We start from the raw sequence: 15,622 nt of genomic DNA on the forward strand, positions 1-15,622 counted from the left end.
CGGGCTGGGGCCAGCCGGGTTATCCGCAGGCGCCGGGCTGGGGTCCGCCCCCGGGTGACCTGGGCATCCGGTTTGCGGCCCGGTTGCTCGACACCATCCTGGCCCGGATCATCCCGGTCATCTTCCTGTTCTTCTCGCACAGCTACGTCGTGTTCGGCCTGGTCGCCGCGATCTTCACGTTCGGCTACTTCGTCGTGTTCGAGGTCACCAGCGGCACCAGTCCGGCCAAACGGCTGTTCAACCTCCATGTGCGCGGGCCGCACGGGGCGCCGAAACCCGACGCCGCGCAGTCGATGATCCGCAACTCGTTCAACCTGCTCGAGATCGTGCCTTTTCTCGGCGGGCTGCTCACCGCGGCGGCCTGGATCACGATCGCGGTCACCATCAACGGCAAGCCCAGCAAGCAGGGGCTGCACGACGACATGGCCGGCGGCACCCAGGTCGTGGTCACCGGCTGAATACCGGAGGTCAGCGGGCGAGCGAGAAACGCTGCCACGCCATCCGGCGTTGCGGGCTCGGGTCGAGTTCGACGCGGCATTTTCGGTCGAGGACCAGCACGGCGCGGCCGTCGTCGTAGGTCGGCCAGTCCTCACCCGGCACCCCGGTCCGAGCGAACGATCGCCAGCGCGTTTGCACCTCGTCGCTGACCCGCACCGCGTCGCGCCGGTCGACCCCGGCGGTGAGCATCCCGCCCAGCCGGCCGCGGTAGACGTCGAAGACCGCGAACAGCTCGGTGGCGTGGGTAGCGCCCAGGCCGGACCAGTGCAGCACCCGGGGCGCGAAGTCGTAGCGGTACAGGTAGGTGGGCGCATGGGCGCCGTGCGCCTCCCCGATCTGCCACACCGCCGAGTTGAAGGCGAAGTCACCACCGAGGCGCACGCAAGCCGACCGGCCCGGATAGTCCGGGTAGGCCGCCCTGATCCGATCCCGGGCGACCGGCTCGGCCCGGGCCAGCAGCGCCTCGATCGACTTCTCGGTGGTCGGTAGCCAGCGCAGGAACCGGGTGAACAGCCGTCCCTCGTCGGCGTTGCTGCCGATGATCAGCGGCACCCGGTGCACCGCGTCACGACGCATCGCCACCACCGGGTCCAGCGGCAGCACGTCGTCGCCGCAGACCGGGCCCACCGGAAACGCCCCGACCAGGTCGCGGACACCCTCGGCGATCAGCCGATCCTGCGCGCGCAGCAGCTCGCCCGGCGACACCTGCAACAAGGCTTCTGCCGCCCCGGGGCCGGCGATCCCGAGCAGTTCGGCGAAGCGGGCGGCCAGTTTCGCCGAGATCTCCGGCGTGCGCACCATCCCCGATGCCGGACTCTCGGCGATGGCCCGATGAAACAGCCCCTCGGCGGCCGGCACCGCCAGCAGGGTGGTGACGATGTGCGCGCCGGCGCTCTCGCCGAAGATGGTGACGTTGCCCGGGTCGCCGCCGAACACCGCGATGTTCTCCCGCACCCAGTGCAGCGCCCGCACCAGATCGCGCAGGTACAGATTGGTCTCCAGCGGGGTGTCCGGGGTGGACAGCGACGACAGGTCCAGGCAGCCGAGCGCGCCCAGCCGGTAATTGACCGAGACGTACACGCAGCCCTGCCGGGCCAGCGGCGCCCCGTCGTAAATCGGGGTGGCCGAGCTGCCCAGGATGTAGCCGCCGCCGTGGATGAACACCATCACCGGCAGCGGCTCCGGGCCGGTCTCCTCGGGGGCGACGACGTTCAGCGTCAGGCAATCCTCGCCGGTGGGCTGATACCGGCCGGGGGCGGTCATGGTGTAGCGCCGCCGTTGCGGTGCGCAGTTGGCGAACCCGTGGCAGTGCCGCACGCCCGACCACGGCTCGGCGGGCTCCGGTGCCCGGAACCGCAGCTCCCCGACCGGGGGGCGGGCGTAGGGGATGGATCGCCACCGGTGCACCCCACCCCGGGTGAAGCCTTCGACGGTGCCCGTGGCAATCGCAGCCTGCACCGGGTGTTTATGCATCACGCCAAACGGTAGCGAACGTACCCGGCGCCGGCGCCACCGACCGGGGAAAGTGCTCAGCGCCAGCCGTCGGCGATCTTGACCGCCTGCAGCAGTGTGTCGCAGAGCTGGCGAAGCTCGGACTCCCCGGCTTGGTCGTCCAGCGCCGTCGAGATGTCCTCGGCCGCGCACCGTACCTGATATACCCGGTCGGAGAGCGCGGACGCCTCGTCGGCGGAGAGCACCACCGCATCGGGTGCCAGGGCCGCCGCCCGGCCGGAGGTGATCAGCGAACGCTGCTCGTAGGCGCGCTGCCGGCACGACTGCCGGCAGTATTGCCGCGGACGTCCGGTGCTGCCGTCGGCGACGTCGCGTCCGCACCAGCGGCACGGCTGCGGACGGTCTCTTCGGGCCACGCCGACGACTCTAGCCGGAGGAGCCCACCGATCCCGGTATCATCGATGGTCTGTCGCCGGAGTCGGGTCCCCGGGAACCATCCGGCCCGCGGTGACGTTGTCAGCCGCGAGGGATTTTCCGGCCGGACAGCCGCTACAGGGGTTTTCAGAAAGGTAGAGACGATGGCTGATCGTGTATTGAGAGGTAGCCGGCTGGGCGCCGTCAGCTACGAGACCGACCGCAATCACGATCTGGCGCCGCGGCGGGTCGCCCGGTACCAGACCGAGAACGGCGAGGAGTTCGACGTACCGTTCGCCGACGACGCCGAAGTGCCGCACACCTGGATGTGTCGCAACGGCATGGAGGGCACCCTGGTCGAGGGTGACCAGCCGGAGCCGAAGAAGGTCAAGCCGGCCCGCACCCACTGGGACATGCTGTTGGAGCGCCGCTCGGTCGAGGAGCTCGAGGAACTGCTCAAGGAGCGGCTGGAGCTGATCAAGACGCGCCGGCGCGGCAGCTGACGCGCTAGCTTCGGGCACCCCGCAGGCCGCGGATGCGCCCGCCGATCCCCCACTGCGCGACCTTGGCCATCGCTTCGCGGATGTTGGATCCGCTCATCTTCGACACGCCCAGTTCGCGTTCGGTGAAGGTGATCGGCACCTCCACCACGGTGAAGCCGTTGTTGATGGTGCGCCAGGTCAGGTCGATCTGGAAGCAGTACCCCTTGGAGTCCACCGCGGCCAGGTCGATCTTCTCCAGCACCCCGCGCCGGTAGGCGCGGTAGCCGGCGGTGATGTCGTGGATGCCCACCCCCAGCAGCAGCCGGGAGTAGGTGTTGGCGGTCTTCGACAGCAGCAACCGGCGCCGAGGCCAGTTGCGCACCGTCCCGCCGTCGACGTAGCGGGAGCCGATCGCCAGGTCGGCACCGGAATCGATCGCGTCCAGCAGCCGGTGCAGCTGCTCGGGAGCGTGACTGCCGTCGGCGTCCATCTCGACCAGCACGGTGTACTGCCGGCTCAGACCCCAGCCGAACCCGGCCAGGTAGGCCGCCCCGAGGCCGGCCTTGGCGGTTCGGTGCATCACGTGCACGTGTTCGGCGTCGCCGGCGGCCAGCCGGTCGGCGAGTTCGCCGGTGCCGTCCGGGCTGCCGTCGTCGACGACCAGCACGTGCGCGTCGGGACGCGCCTGACGCACCCGGCCCAGGATGATCGGCAGGTTCTCCCGCTCGTTGTAGGTGGGGATGACCACCAGGGTGTGCCGGCTGGCACGATCACCGGTCGCGGTCATATGGCTCCTTTGCCCGGCCCGGCTTTCCCAGGCGACGATGCGGCAATGGTAGCCGCCGGTTCCTGAGCAGGCCGCCGACAACGCTGATCGCGGCGATGCCGACCAGCGACCATTGCAGCGCCGGTCCCCATCGGGTGGCCGGTGTCCGCGTGGTTTTCAGCCGCACCGTGGTGTCCAGGTAGGCCGGCTGGAAGAAGGCGGTGCGACCCAGTTCGCGGCCGTCCGGGGCCAACACGGCGCTGATCCCGGTGGTGCCGGCGACGACGACGTAGCGGTCGTGTTCCACGGCGCGGACCTTGGCGAACGCCAGCTGTTGCTCGCTCATCGTCTGGTCGAAGGTGGCGTTGTTGGTCGGGACCGCCAGCAGCTGCGCGCCGGCCTGCACCGACTGGCGCGGGGCACGGTCGAAGATGACCTCCCAGCAGGTGGCCACCCCGACCGGGATCCCGGCTGCGTGCACCAGCCCGGTTCCGCTGCCCGGCTGGAAGTAGCCGGCCCGGTCGGCGTAGCCGGAGAGATGCCGGAAGAACCCGCGCCAGGGCAGGTACTCGCCGAACGGTTGCACGATCCGTTTGTCGTGGCGCTCCCCCGGCCCGGTCGTCGGGTCCCAGACCAGCACCGAGTTCATCGCCACCGGGTTGTCGCTGGTCCAGCCCGGTGCCGCGCGCAGCGTCCCGACCAGGATCGGCGCGCCGATCGCCTGGGCGGCGTCGCTGACCTGCTGTTCGGCGTCGGCGTTGGCCAGCGGGTCGATGTCGGACGCATTCTCCGGCCAGATCACCAGCTGGGGCTGCGGCGCGTGCCCGGCACGCACCTCGTCGGCGAGCGTGAGCGTCTCGGTCACGTGGTAGTCGAGCACCTCCCGGCGCTGGGCGTTGAAATCCAGCCCGAGTCGCGGCACGTTGCCCTGGATCACCGCCACGGTGATGGCCGGTTCGCTGCCCGAGCCCACCCCGGAGCGACGCACCTGCGGCCAGACCAGCATCGTGCCCAGCAACACCGCGCAGATGCAGATGGCGGGCAGCACCACCTCCGGCGGCCGGTCGTACCGGACCGCCGGGTGCGACCCGCCTGGGTGTCCGTGCCGCAGCCAGAGCACGATGTCGATGCCCAGGTCGGTCAGCGCGCAGCCGAGCAGGACGATCGCCGCCGACAACAGCGGCGCGCCGCCGAGCGCCACCAACGGCAACATCGGCCCGTCCGCCTGGCCGAAAGCCACCACGCCCCACGGGAATCCGCCGAACGGAACGGCGGACTTGGCCGCCTCCTGGGCCGCCCACAGCGTCGCGAACCAGATCGGCCAGCCGGGCAGTTCGCGTACCGCGACGGCCAGCAGACCGAACATCGCCGGGAAGGCCGCGCACAGCACCGTCAACATCAGCCAGGGCAGCGCCCCGACCAGTCCGCTGATCCACGGCAGCAGCGGCAGGTAGAACACCACGCCGAACAGGAACCCGTAGCCGAGCCCGCCGACCGCGGTGGTGCTGGACCGGACCAGCACCCAGGCCAGGCCGGCGAAGGCGAAGATCGCCGTCCACCACCAGCCGACCGGCGGGAAGCTGGCCCACAACAGCAGGCCCGCGGCGATGGTGACCCCGAGCTGCGGGGCGCGGACCCAGGTCGCCGCGGCCAACTCCGGCAGGCGCCGGGCGGCCGCCGACGCCAGAGCGGCCAGCCACCGCCGGATCGCCGGGCTCAGGCCGCGTTCGGCCGTGCCGTCACCCCGGTCGTCGTCGGAGACGTCGGCTATGTCAACGAAGTCCTCGTCGAAGTCCTCGTCGAAGTCGTAGTCGAACTCGTCGACCCAGTCGTCGGGCATGTCCTCAGCCATGCAGCACCTCGCCCCGGTGCACCGTCTGTCGGCATCGCGGTAGCCGGCCCTCGGCGTCCAGCAGCGGCAGCGGCGGCACCCGGGACCGGGGGTCGGTCGACCAGCGCTGCACCGCGTTGCTGGCAGCGCTGACGGTGAGCTCCCCGACCTCCCAGACGGCGTAGCAGGCGGGTGCGCCCGGCACCAGGGTGCCGGTCAGCCCGTCGTTCACCCCGGCGGCACGCCAGCCGCCCCGGGTGGCGGCGGTGAACGCGGCGCGCACCGAGACCGCGCTGTCCGGGGTCCGGTGCCGGGCGGCGGCTCGAACCGTGGCCCACGGATCGAGCGCGGTCACCGGCGCGTCGGATCCGAAGGCGAGGGGCACGCCTTGGGATGCTAACAGTGACAACGGGTTGAGCCGCGCGGCGCGCTCGACCCCCAGTCGCCGGGCGTACATCCCGTCCGCACCGCCCCACAGCGCGTCGAAGTTGGGTTGCACGCTGGCGATCACCCCCCAGGATCCGAGCTGGGCCGCCTGCTCGGCGGTGACCATCTCCAGGTGCTCCAGCCGGTGCCCGCACCGGGCCACCGCGGCCACCCCGAACTCCTCGACGACCTGCGCCAGCGCGGCCACCACGGCCGAGACCGCCGCGTCGCCGATGACGTGGAAGCCGCCGCTGACCTTCGCCTCGGTGCAGGCGCGCAGGTGCGCGTAGACGGTGTCCGGGTCGAGGTGGCGGCTGCCGGTGCAGTCACTCGCGTCGGCGTAGGGCTCGGACAGCCAGGCGGTGTGTGACCCCAACGCGCCGTCGACGAACAGGTCACCGCCGAGTCCGCGGGCGCCGGTCTCGGCCAGCAGGTCGCGGGCCTCGTCGGCGGTGCTTACCGCCTCGCCCCAGTAGCCGATCACCTGCACGCCGTGGTCCATAGCCCGCAGCTGTTGCCAGTCGTCGTGCCCGCCGATCTGCGGGCCGGCACATTCGTGCACCGCCACGATGCCGGCCGCGGCCGCGGCGTCCAGGGCGCTGCGCCGGGCCGCCGCCCGCTGACCGTCGGTGAGCAGCTCCCGGGCCGCGGCGCGGACCAGGTGGTGCGCCTCACCGGTGAGCGGCGGCTGTTCGGCGAAGCCGGCCGCCGACGTCAGCCCGGGCACCCGGCGGCGCAGCGCGGTCGAGGCCGCCGCCGAATGCACGTCGACCCGGGTCAGGTAGGCCGGCCGCTCCCCCACCACGGCGTCGAGGTCGGCGGTGTCCGGCGCGCCGTCCGGCCAGTTCGCGTCGTCCCAGCCCTGTCCCCACACCGGCTCGTCGGGATGGGCGGCGGCGTAGTCGGCGAGCAGCTCCAGGCAGTGCCGCCGGGATCGGGCCGCCCGCAGGTCCAGGCCGGTGAACGCCAGCCCGGTCGCAGTGACGTGGACGTGGCTGTCCACGAACGCCGGTGCGACGAAGCCGCCGTCCAGGTCGACCGGGTCGGCACCGGGGAACCGTTCGCGGCCGACGGCGTCGCTGCCCAGCCAGACCACCAGCCCGTCGCGGACGGCCATCGCGGTGGCGTCCGGGTGCGACGGGCTGTAGATCCGGCCGCCCAGCAGCAGCAGCGACGGGGTGGCCTCGGTGGCGGCGGTCACGAGCAGAAAGGTACCCGGGTTCGGCCGATCGGTGGGTTCAGCCGGCGCCGGCCGCCAGCGCGGCCGGTTCGGCGGCGGTTACCAGCGCGGGCACCGCGGCAAGCCCGACTGCCAGCTCGACCAGGGACGGCCGCAGGACTGCGCTGAGCATGTCCGGTCAACGTTTCGCAGACCGTTTCGGTTCCGCCGACGCACCCCGGGTAATACGTTGATGCAATGACGACCATCGAGGTTTCGGCTCCCGGCGGGGCCATCGACGCGCTGCTGGGCGTTCCGGACGGCCCGGGCCCCTGGCCCGGGGTGGTGGTGATCCACGATGCGATCGGTTACGGACCCGACAAGCAGTCGATCTCGGATCGCATCGCCGGCTCCGGATATCTGGCGCTCACCCCGAACCTCTACGCGCGCGGTGGCCGGGCCCGCTGTATCACCCGGGTCTTCCGCGAACTGATGACCCAGCGCGGCCGGGCGCTGGACGACATCCTGGCCGCCCGGGATCACCTGCGGGCGATGCCGGAATGCGCCGGGCCGGTCGGCATCGCCGGTTTCTGCATGGGTGGCCAGTTCGCGCTGCTGTTGTCGCCGCGTGGCTTCGGCGCCGCCGCGCCGTTCTACGGCACGCCGCTGCCGCGCCATCTCGATGACGTGCTGACCGGCGCATGCCCGATCGTGGCCAGCTTCGGCGGCCGTGACCCGCTCGGGATCGGCGCCGCCGATCGGTTACGCCGGGTCGCCGAGCACCAGCGCATCCCGCACGACATCAAGCTCTATCCGGGTGCCGGGCACAGCTTCGCCAACCAGCTCCCCGGCCAGCCGTTGATCCGGATCGCCGGGTTCGGCTACAACGCGGGGGCCACCGCCGACGCCTGGGCGCGGGTCTTCACCTTCTTCGGCGAACACCTGCGCGCCGACGGCTGATCGGTCAGGCCGACGCGAGCACCCGCGGGAACAGGACGTTGTTCTCCTTGTGCACGTGGATGTGGATGTCGTTCTCCAGGTCCTGCAGGCCGGAGAGCAGCGCCATGTAGCTGGCGCAGGCGTCCGGCGGGATAACGTAACCGTTGGTGAGCTCACGCAGCTCGGCGAGCAGGTGACCGGCCCGGTCGTGCTCTTCCAGGTTCTCGGCCAGCTCGGTGCGCACCTCGGCGGAGAGCGGACGATCCGGGTTGCCGCTGTGCAGGCTGATCTCCGGGAACAGGTGGGTCTCCTCGGTGCGCAGATGCGGTTCCATCCCGGCACGCAGCTTGTGGAACACCTCGCGGACCTGGATCAACTCGGCGTGGTTCGGGCCGTGCACCCGGGCCACCTTGTCCACCAGCTCCGCCAACCGCGGGAACTCCTCCCACAGGTAGCGGTGGTGGGTGCTGACGATGTGCGCGATCAGCGCGGGGTCGTCCAGGTCGGCCCAGTCGGCGCGCTCACCGGGTCCCTGCTCGGCGAGCGCGGCCAGCAGTTCGTCGATGTCGACGCCGTCCGCGGCACACGCCTCGCCGAGCGGCCGCTGGCCGTGGCAGCAGAAGTCGATCCCGAATCGGCTCAGGACCCGGGTGGTCGACGGGTCGGCCGTGACGATGTCACCGAGGATCATGTCGGGGGTGAAGGTGGCCACGAGAGCTCCTTTGTCTGGTCATCGGCGGCCGGCTGGCCGCCGGCTTCGCCTGTCAACAATCCCAATTTCAATGATTGACGTCCACCATATGTGATCCATTCATCGCCCCGGCGTGGTCACGGCGCGGCCCGCAGTTCCAAGCCGACGTTGTTGCGCAGTCCACCGCGCAGCTTGCTGAAGAAGTTGAAGCCCCGGCCGACGATCCCGTATCGCTGGCCGATGGCGTCGTAGACCAGCGCGTTCTCCGCCTTGTCCAGGACGACCGCGGTCGCTTCGACGGCCGCGCCGCGCGGCCGGCCGCGCACATCGCAGACCGCCAGCGTCACCCGGGGGGTGCTGCGGATCCGCTTGACCTTCCAGGAGTTCGCCGGGGTGATGACCAGCAGGCGGTCGCCGTGCCCGGCCGCCCACACCGGCGTGGGCTTGGGCCGACCATCCCTGGTGAACGTCGTCAGCAGCAGGTAGTCGGACCGGAACAGCTCGGCGAAGGTGACGTCGGCGGACTCGGTGGCCACGCACGCGAATCTACCCGGCGAGCGGCACCGGCGTGGTCGGCAGCCAGACCCGCGAGACCCGACCGGACCCGGAGCGCACCGCTCAGGACGGAACCGTCTCCGGAACCGAATCGTCGTCGGGCCCCGGCGGCCCCGGCTCGGCCTCCCCCAGCAGGGCGCGCACCGCGGGACGCGGCCCGTACGGCCGCAGCATCCGGCTGGCCGGCCGCGGCCGCACCAGCTGCGGCCACCAGAACCACCGCCCGAGCAGCGCGGCGATCGACGGCGTCATGAACGACCGGACGATCAGCGTGTCGAACAGCAACCCCAGCCCGATGGTGGTCCCGATCTGGCCGAGCACCCGCAGGTCGCTGACGATGAACGCCGACATGGTCGCCGCGAACACCAACCCGGCGGCGGTAACCACCGTTCCGGTGCCGGCCATCGCCCGGATGATGCCGGTGTTCAGCCCGGCGCCGACCTCCTCTTTGAACCGGGAGATCAGCAACAGGTTGTAGTCCGAGCCCACCGCCAGCAGCAGGATGACGGCCAGCGCCAACACGATCCAGTACAGCTGGATGCCGAAGATGTCCTGCCAGACCAGCACCGACAGCCCGAACGAGGTGCCCAGCGACAACGCCACCGTCCCGACGATGACGGTCGCGGCGACCAGGCTGCCGGTGATGTACATCATGATCAGCAGGATCAGGCTCAGCGCGGCGATCCCGACGATCATCAGGTCGTACCGGGCCATGTCCTGGATGTCTTTGTAGGTGGCCGCGGTGCCGGCCAGGTAGAACCGGGCGTCCTCGGACGGGGTGCCCTTCACCGCCTCTTTTGCCGCCCGGAGGATCGGCTCGATGTGCGAAATGCCTTCCGGTGTCGCCGGATCCCCGTCGTGGGTGATGATCATCCGCGCGGCGTGTCCGTCCGGCGACAGGAACAGCTTCAGGCCCCGGATGAAGTCTGGGTTGTCGAACGCCTCCGGCGGCAGGTAGAAGGTGTCGTCGTTCTTGGCCTTGTCGAACGCCTGGCCCATCGCGGCCGCGTTGTCGGTGAGCGCCCGCTGCTGGGCGTTGATGCCGGCGTTGGTCGCGTAATTCGACAGCGTCAGCGCCAGATTGATCATCTGACTGGCGATCTGCGGCGGCAATAGCCCGACCAGCTGCGGCTGAAGCGCATCCAGTCCGTCCAACGTCGACGTCAGCTGCTCGAATTTCTCACTGAGCTGGTCGATCCCGTCGATCGACTCCCAGGTAGACCTGATCGCCCAACACACCGGAATGTCGAAACAGTGTGGCTCCCAATAGAAGTAGGTCTTAAACGGCGTGAAGAAGTCCACGAAGTTGGAGATGTTGTCGCGCACCTCGTCCATCACCGCGATGGTGTCGTGGAAGCTCTGGGTCTCCTGGTGGGTGGCCTCGGCCAGCTGCTGCTGCAGGACGTACTGCTGCTGCAGGATGCCGATCGTCTTCTTCAGCTCGTTGGCCTGGCGCAGCAGGTCTTCGGCGCGGTCCTTCTGGTAGGTCAGGTTCTCGACCTGGCCGACGCCTTGCATGCTGATCTGGAACGGGATCGAGCTGTGGTCGATGGGGGTGCCCAGCGGCCGGGTCATCGCCTGCACCTTCGCCACCCCGGGCAGGTGGAAGACGTTCTTGGCCACCTTGTCCAGGATCAGCATGTCGGCGGGGTTGCGCATGTCGTGGTCGGTCTCCATCATCAGCAGCTCCGGGTTCATCCGGGCCTGCGAGAAGTGCCGTTCCGCGGCCGCGTAGCCGACGTTGGCCGGCGCCCGGCCGGGTAGATAGCGGCGGGCGTCGTAGCTGGTCCGGTAGCCGGGCAGGGCGAGCAGGCCGACCAACGCGATCCCACAGGTGACCACCAGGATCGGGCCGGGCCAGCGGACGATCGCGGTGCCGATCCGTCGCCACTCGCGGGTCCGCATCATCCGCTTGGGCTCGAACAGGCCGAATCGGCTGCCGATGGTGAGCACCGCCGGTGCCAGGGTGAGCGCCCCCACGAGTGCCACCAGAACGCCCAGCGCGGCGGGGATGCCCAGGCTCTTGAAGTACGGCAGCCGGGTGAAGCTCAGACAGAACACCGCCCCGGCGACGGTCAGCCCGGAGCCCAGGATGACGTGCGCGGTCTCGTCGAACATGGTGTGGAACGCGGTCTCCCGGTCCTGGGAACCGCGCGATTCCTGGTATCGGCCGAGGAAGAAGATCACGTAGTCGGTGCCGGCGGCGATCACCAGCAGGGTCAACAGGTTGGTCGCGTACGTCGACAGGCCGATCACCCCGGTGTTGCCCAGGAACGCGACCACTCCGCGCGCGGCGGCCATCTCGACCAGCACGGTCAGCAACGCCAGGATCGTCGTGACGATCGAGCGGTAGACGAACAGCAGCATCACCGCGATCACCAGCACCGTTATCCCGGTGACCTTCAGCGTGCCCTGGCTGCCCACCGCGAACTGGTCGGCGATCAGCGGCGCCGGCCCGGTGACGTAGGCGGTGATCCCCGGCGGCGTGGGCGTGTCGGCGACGATGGCACGCACCGCCTTCACCGACTCGTTGGCCAGCGCCTCGCCCTGGTTTCCGGAGAGGTACACCTGGGCGTAGGCGGCCTTGGCGTCGGTGCTCTGGGCGCCGGCCGCGGTCAGCGTGTCACCCCAGAAGTCCTGGATGTGCTGCACGTGCACGGTGTCTCGGGCCAGCTTGCCGATCAGCTCGTTGTAATAGCGGTGGGCTGCGTCGCCGAGCGGCTGGTCGCCTTCCAGCACGATCATCGCCATGCTGTCGGAGTTGAACTCCTGAAAGACCGCGCCCATGTGCTTCATCGCCTGCATGGACGGCGCCTCGGTGGGGCTCATCGCGACGTTGTGGGCCTCCCCGACCTTCTCCAGGTTGGGCACGGCGCTGTTGCTGACCGCGGCCAGGGCCAGCCAGAACAGCACGATCGGCACCGCGAACCGGCGGATGCTGCGCGGCAGGAACGAGCGGCGTGGCGGGTGGGGCTCGCTCATCCGGACTTGTCCAGGCAGTAGATGTAGCCGTTCACCCGCTGCACCGACCGTTCGTCTTTCACCACGCCGTTGACGGTGATCCGGCAGCCGATGAAATCGCCGTCGCCTTGCGCCACCAGGTTTCCCATCACCGCGGGTTCGGTGGTGGTGATCGTGTACGACCAGGGCAGCGTCGCGTCCAGCACCTGCTGGGGTTGGGCGTCGACATCGAGGTAGTTGATGGTCGCCGCGCTGCCCGGGGTGCCGAAAACCTCCAGCACCATCTGCTTGGGATTGAACGGGATGATCTCGTTGGAGATGCCGCTGACCGCGCTGGTGCGGTGCGCGGCGGCGAACGTGCCGTTGAGCCGATACATCGCGAAACCCGCGACACCGAGGACAACGACGGTCACCAGCGCCATCCACCCCCGCCGTAGCAGCATGGTCACTGGGATTCGTTTCACCCGATTAACCCCTCGATAACCGGTGACGCGATCGCTCGGGCGGGGATCGACAGTACAGAACGGTACGGTACCGGGCCGCACCCGACAAGCGGTTGACCGAACGCTCGCGGCGCGGCGACCGCCGTCATTTGGCCAGGCACGGTGGGTTGGGCCCCGGGGTGGCCCGGGAGCGTTCCGCCGCGCCGTCGCGTTTGGAACGGCATCAGCCTGACGCATGAGCATCACATGCATGCGCTCGACCTTGACCATCGATGTTGACGTACTCCTGGCGGCCAAGGAGCGGGATCGCCGGGAGAGGCGGCCGGTGGGGGCGGTGCTGTCCGACCTGGCCCGGCGGGCCCGGACCAATCCGGATGTTCGACTCCGGGGCCCGAATCGTTCCACGGCTTCGAACCGCTCCCACACCGCGGAGCGGCGGTCTCGAACGCCTTCATCGACCGTCTTCGTGAAGAAGAGACGGCCTGATCGGTGCGGTCGCTTCTGGACGTGAACGTCCTACTCGCTCTGCTCGACCGTGACCATGTCGATCACCGCCGGGCGCGGGGATGGGTGATCGAGGAGATCGGGCACGGCTGCGCGCCGTGCGCAATCACCCAGAACGGCTTCGTGCGGATTATCGGCCAGGTGCGCTATCCGAGTCCGGTTTCACCTTCCCACGCAATCAGCTTGCCGGCGAAGGCAGTTCGTACACAGCACCACGAGTTTTGGCCGTGCACGGTCAGTGTTCTCGACGAAGGGGTGGTAGCTCCGACGCGGGTACACAGTTCCAAACAGGTAACCGGCGGGTACCTATTGGCGCTTGCGGTCGCCAACCAGGGCCGGTTTGTGACATTCGACCAGGACATCGCGGTGGCGACGGTTCCCGGTGCCGGTGATCAGCACCTGGTGGTCTTGTAAGCACCGCCCCGCGGCGATCAGCGCGGCATCCGCCGCCAGATGAACCGCGGCACCAGCCGCATCACGGCGAACATCGGCCGCAGCGCCCACGGCACCGCGACCGTTCGTCGCCCCCGGGCCAGTGCGCGGGCCGTCGCCCCGGCGACCTGCGCCGGGGTGCTGGCCGGCGGGGCCGGCTTCATGCCGGCCGTCATCCGACCGACGACGAAGCCCGGGCGCACGATCAGCAGCCGCACCCCGGTGCCGTGCAGCGCGTCGGCCAGCCCGCTGGCGAAGCCGTCCAGGCCGGCCTTGGCGGAGCCGTAGACGTAGTTGGCCCGCCGCACCCGCACCCCGGCGATCGAGGAGAACACCACCAGCGATCCGTGACCGGCCGCCCGCATCGCCGTCGCCAGCTCGGTGAGCAGGCTGACCTGCGCGACGTAATCGGTGTGCACGACGGCCACCGCGTGCGCGGCGTCGGTCTCGGCGCGAGCCTGGTCGCCGAGGACGCCGAAGGCCAGCACCGCGGTGTCGATCGGTCCGTGCTCGGCGACGATCTTGGCGACCAGCGCGCCGTGTGCGGACACGTCGTCGGCGTCGAACTCGACGGCGTGCACCCCCGTCGCACCGGACCGCCGCACTGCGCCGACCTGCTCGTCGAGCCGGTCGGCTGCCCGCGCGGCCAGCAGCACCGTCCGCCCCGGGGCCAGCAGCCGCGCCAGTTCGGTGCCGATCTCGCTTCGACCACCGAAAACAACCACCGATCCAGTCCCCGTGTCCTGCACGACTGAGATTATCTCCTGAGCTACCGTAAGCGGGATGGCGAAGACCACCGCCCGGCTGACCGGCGACGCGTTGGCGTTTCTCACCGAACGCCACCTGGCGATGCTGACCACGCTGCGCGCCGACAACTCCCCGCACGTGGTGGCGGTGGGCTTCACCTTCGACCCGAAGACCCACATCGCCCGGGTGATCACCACCGGCGGCTCGCAGAAGGCGGTCAACGCCGAACGCGGCGGGGTGGCCGTGCTCAGCCAGGTCGACGGCGCTCGCTGGCTGTCGTTGGAAGGCAGCGCCAGCGTGAGCAACGACCTCGGTGACATCCGGGATGCCGAACTGCGCTACGCCCAGCGCTACCGCACCCCTCGGGTCAACCCGCGGCGGGTGGTGATCGAGGTGCAGGTGGAGCGGGTGCTGGGGTCGTCGGATCTGCTGGACCGGGGTGAGGTGGAGTAGGGGCAATTCTCTGCACTTCGCGGATGGCACGGAGAAGACAAGTAAGCACTGCCGGAGAAATAACAGGCCGCATCTCATCTTAGGAGGGGACTCATGTCGACAATTCCGCCTGGAAATAGTTCCCCGGTCGACGGGCCCGGAAACGTCGCCCCTGGACCGCCGATGTCACCGTGGGCGTCGGTCGCCGTGCCGACTCCGCGCTCGACCAACCGACGGCTCGCGATAACCGCGATAGGCATCGCGTTAATCAGCCTAGGAGCCGCTCTCGGCGCATGGCTTCGGCCAGTACCCGGTATCGAGTCACCAGGAACTACAGATGCATTAGAGTTCACCGAAGGACAGGCCAATGACGCACGGACTGCGATCTGTCAAGCTTACAACATCGTGAAAAATGAAGTTGCCTCAAACACGAACCGACCTAGTCCCGTGGTCGGTGATCAAATCGGCGAATTTGCTGTTGGCACTAATGGACGTCTCGCGTTATACGTTGGGAGCGACTATCTCCTGACGAGACTGGACAGTGAACCTGCGACCCCACACGATTTAGCGGTAAAAATCCGAGCGTTAGCGAATGCCTACAAGGACATCACCATCAATGCACTCAATAACGAATCGAATATCGTATTAGATAGATTTCGGTCCGCTATTGATGAAAATCTCACAGCAATTGATGAATTGTGTAAATAATTGCGCCTTTATTCACTCCCAGTTTTACCGTCCGGAACGCTCGTGTCGGCGCGACAGGGCTATCTGCCCTTCGATAGTTAAAGGTATGGCTCTACTGACGTGAATGTGGATGACCTCCTGTGTGGTATGGGAGTTCGAGGGTGACGGGTCCGCAGGCCAGGAGAACGAGCGCGAGGGCGGCT

General features: G+C 69.2%; 16 protein-coding genes and 1 pseudogene. 7 read left to right on the forward strand and 10 right to left on the reverse strand.

Going from position 1 to position 15,622, the window contains the following annotated elements; translation table 11 throughout:
• Positions 1–458: RDD family protein (locus AC2VNT_RS07500; RefSeq protein WP_486946253.1), on the forward strand; the 458-nt coding region annotated here is incomplete at its 5' end.
• Between the two features lie 10 nt (positions 459–468).
• Here AC2VNT_RS07500 and AC2VNT_RS07505 read toward each other — a convergent pair.
• Positions 469–1,971 (reverse strand): carboxylesterase/lipase family protein, encoded by a 1,503-nt coding sequence (locus AC2VNT_RS07505; RefSeq protein ID WP_486946254.1) that lies wholly within the window; start codon positions 1,969–1,971, stop codon positions 469–471.
• 56 nt (positions 1,972–2,027) lie between these two features.
• On the reverse strand, positions 2,028–2,366 hold the full coding sequence (locus tag AC2VNT_RS07510) for a hypothetical protein (RefSeq protein WP_486946255.1): 339 nt from the start codon (positions 2,364–2,366) through the stop codon (positions 2,028–2,030).
• A 162-nt stretch (positions 2,367–2,528) separates the two neighbouring features.
• Here AC2VNT_RS07510 and AC2VNT_RS07515 point away from each other — a divergent pair, with 162 nt between their 5' ends.
• Positions 2,529–2,867, forward strand: a complete 339-nt coding sequence (locus tag AC2VNT_RS07515) for an RNA polymerase-binding protein RbpA (RefSeq protein WP_486946256.1) — start codon at positions 2,529–2,531, stop codon at positions 2,865–2,867.
• 4 nt (positions 2,868–2,871) lie between these two features.
• Here AC2VNT_RS07515 and AC2VNT_RS07520 read toward each other — a convergent pair whose 3' ends face one another.
• Genes AC2VNT_RS07520 through AC2VNT_RS07530 form a run of 3 tightly spaced genes read right to left on the reverse strand, consistent with a single transcriptional unit; the run spans position 2,872 to position 6,986 of the window.
• On the reverse strand, positions 2,872–3,633 hold the full coding sequence (locus tag AC2VNT_RS07520) for a polyprenol monophosphomannose synthase (protein WP_486946257.1): 762 nt from the start codon (positions 3,631–3,633) through the stop codon (positions 2,872–2,874).
• Positions 3,617–5,464 carry an apolipoprotein N-acyltransferase gene (lnt, locus tag AC2VNT_RS07525; RefSeq protein WP_486946258.1) on the reverse strand — a complete coding sequence of 616 codons (1,848 nt, stop codon included), beginning with the start codon at positions 5,462–5,464 and terminating at the stop codon, positions 3,617–3,619. Before lnt ends, AC2VNT_RS07520 begins: the two co-directional genes overlap by 17 nt.
• Complete coding sequence (locus AC2VNT_RS07530; protein WP_486946268.1) at positions 5,457–6,986, reverse strand: amidohydrolase; 1,530 nt, start codon at positions 6,984–6,986, stop codon at positions 5,457–5,459. Before AC2VNT_RS07530 ends, lnt begins: the two co-directional genes overlap by 8 nt.
• Positions 6,987–7,286: 300 nt before the next feature.
• Between AC2VNT_RS07530 and AC2VNT_RS07535 the strand changes: the two genes are divergently transcribed.
• Positions 7,287–7,988, forward strand: coding sequence for a dienelactone hydrolase family protein (locus AC2VNT_RS07535; protein WP_486946259.1), 702 nt, complete (start codon positions 7,287–7,289; stop codon positions 7,986–7,988).
• Positions 7,989–7,992: 4 nt separating this feature from the next.
• Here AC2VNT_RS07535 and ric read toward each other — a convergent pair whose 3' ends face one another.
• The 4 genes from ric to AC2VNT_RS07555 all read right to left on the reverse strand — a co-directional run bounded on the left by ric (position 7,993) and on the right by AC2VNT_RS07555 (position 12,638).
• Positions 7,993–8,679, reverse strand: coding sequence for an iron-sulfur cluster repair di-iron protein (gene ric, locus AC2VNT_RS07540; RefSeq protein WP_486946260.1), 687 nt, complete (start codon positions 8,677–8,679; stop codon positions 7,993–7,995).
• Positions 8,680–8,795: 116 nt separating this feature from the next.
• On the reverse strand, positions 8,796–9,194 hold the full coding sequence (locus tag AC2VNT_RS07545; protein ID WP_486946261.1) for a PPOX class F420-dependent oxidoreductase: 399 nt from the start codon (positions 9,192–9,194) through the stop codon (positions 8,796–8,798).
• An 82-nt stretch (positions 9,195–9,276) separates the two neighbouring features.
• Complete coding sequence (locus AC2VNT_RS07550; protein ID WP_486946262.1) at positions 9,277–12,195, reverse strand: MMPL/RND family transporter; 2,919 nt, start codon at positions 12,193–12,195, stop codon at positions 9,277–9,279.
• The gene (locus AC2VNT_RS07555) at positions 12,192–12,638 is read right to left on the reverse strand and encodes an MmpS family transport accessory protein (protein WP_486946263.1); all 447 of its coding nucleotides are present in this window, start codon (positions 12,636–12,638) and stop codon (positions 12,192–12,194) included. Before AC2VNT_RS07555 ends, AC2VNT_RS07550 begins: the two co-directional genes overlap by 4 nt.
• Before the next feature lie 229 nt (positions 12,639–12,867).
• On the opposite strand from AC2VNT_RS07555, the pseudogene AC2VNT_RS07560 reads away from it, so the two are divergent.
• Together AC2VNT_RS07560 and AC2VNT_RS07565 are read left to right on the forward strand one after the other, a co-directional pair.
• Positions 12,868–13,103, forward strand: a pseudogene (locus tag AC2VNT_RS07560) (CopG family transcriptional regulator).
• A 3-nt stretch (positions 13,104–13,106) separates the two neighbouring features.
• Positions 13,107–13,535, forward strand: coding sequence for a TA system VapC family ribonuclease toxin (locus AC2VNT_RS07565; protein WP_486946264.1), 429 nt, complete (start codon positions 13,107–13,109; stop codon positions 13,533–13,535).
• A 17-nt stretch (positions 13,536–13,552) separates the two neighbouring features.
• Here AC2VNT_RS07565 and dprE2 read toward each other — a convergent pair whose 3' ends face one another.
• Positions 13,553–14,302, reverse strand: a complete 750-nt coding sequence (gene dprE2, locus AC2VNT_RS07570) for a decaprenylphospho-beta-D-erythro-pentofuranosid-2-ulose 2-reductase (RefSeq protein WP_486946265.1) — start codon at positions 14,300–14,302, stop codon at positions 13,553–13,555.
• Between the two features lie 34 nt (positions 14,303–14,336).
• Between dprE2 and AC2VNT_RS07575 the strand changes: the two genes are divergently transcribed.
• On the forward strand, positions 14,337–14,753 hold the full coding sequence (locus AC2VNT_RS07575) for a F420-dependent biliverdin reductase (protein WP_486946266.1): 417 nt from the start codon (positions 14,337–14,339) through the stop codon (positions 14,751–14,753).
• 93 nt (positions 14,754–14,846) lie between these two features.
• The gene (locus tag AC2VNT_RS07580) at positions 14,847–15,440 is read left to right on the forward strand and encodes a hypothetical protein (protein ID WP_486946267.1); all 594 of its coding nucleotides are present in this window, start codon (positions 14,847–14,849) and stop codon (positions 15,438–15,440) included.
• Positions 15,441–15,622: the final 182 nt, after the last annotated feature.

It is taken from the genome of Mycobacterium sp. TH-M15, assembly GCF_057473705.1.

Bases quoted from the DNA above. Each gene is read 5' to 3' on its own strand.
- AC2VNT_RS07515 (WP_486946256.1), top strand. From the start codon at position 2,529: ATGGCTGATCGTGTATTGAGAGGTAGCCGGCTGGGCGCCGTCAGCTAC.
- AC2VNT_RS07505 (WP_486946254.1), bottom strand. From the start codon at position 1,971: ATGCATAAACACCCGGTGCAGGCTGCGATTGCCACGGGCACCGTCGAA.
- AC2VNT_RS07580 (WP_486946267.1), top strand. From the start codon at position 14,847: ATGTCGACAATTCCGCCTGGAAATAGTTCCCCGGTCGACGGGCCCGGA.
- AC2VNT_RS07535 (WP_486946259.1), top strand. From the start codon at position 7,287: ATGACGACCATCGAGGTTTCGGCTCCCGGCGGGGCCATCGACGCGCTG.
- AC2VNT_RS07530 (WP_486946268.1), bottom strand. From the start codon at position 6,986: ATGGCCGTCCGCGACGGGCTGGTGGTCTGGCTGGGCAGCGACGCCGTC.
- AC2VNT_RS07550 (WP_486946262.1), bottom strand. From the start codon at position 12,195: ATGAGCGAGCCCCACCCGCCACGCCGCTCGTTCCTGCCGCGCAGCATC.
- AC2VNT_RS07575 (WP_486946266.1), top strand. From the start codon at position 14,337: ATGGCGAAGACCACCGCCCGGCTGACCGGCGACGCGTTGGCGTTTCTC.
- lnt (WP_486946258.1), bottom strand. From the start codon at position 5,464: ATGGCTGAGGACATGCCCGACGACTGGGTCGACGAGTTCGACTACGAC.
- AC2VNT_RS07520 (WP_486946257.1), bottom strand. From the start codon at position 3,633: ATGACCGCGACCGGTGATCGTGCCAGCCGGCACACCCTGGTGGTCATC.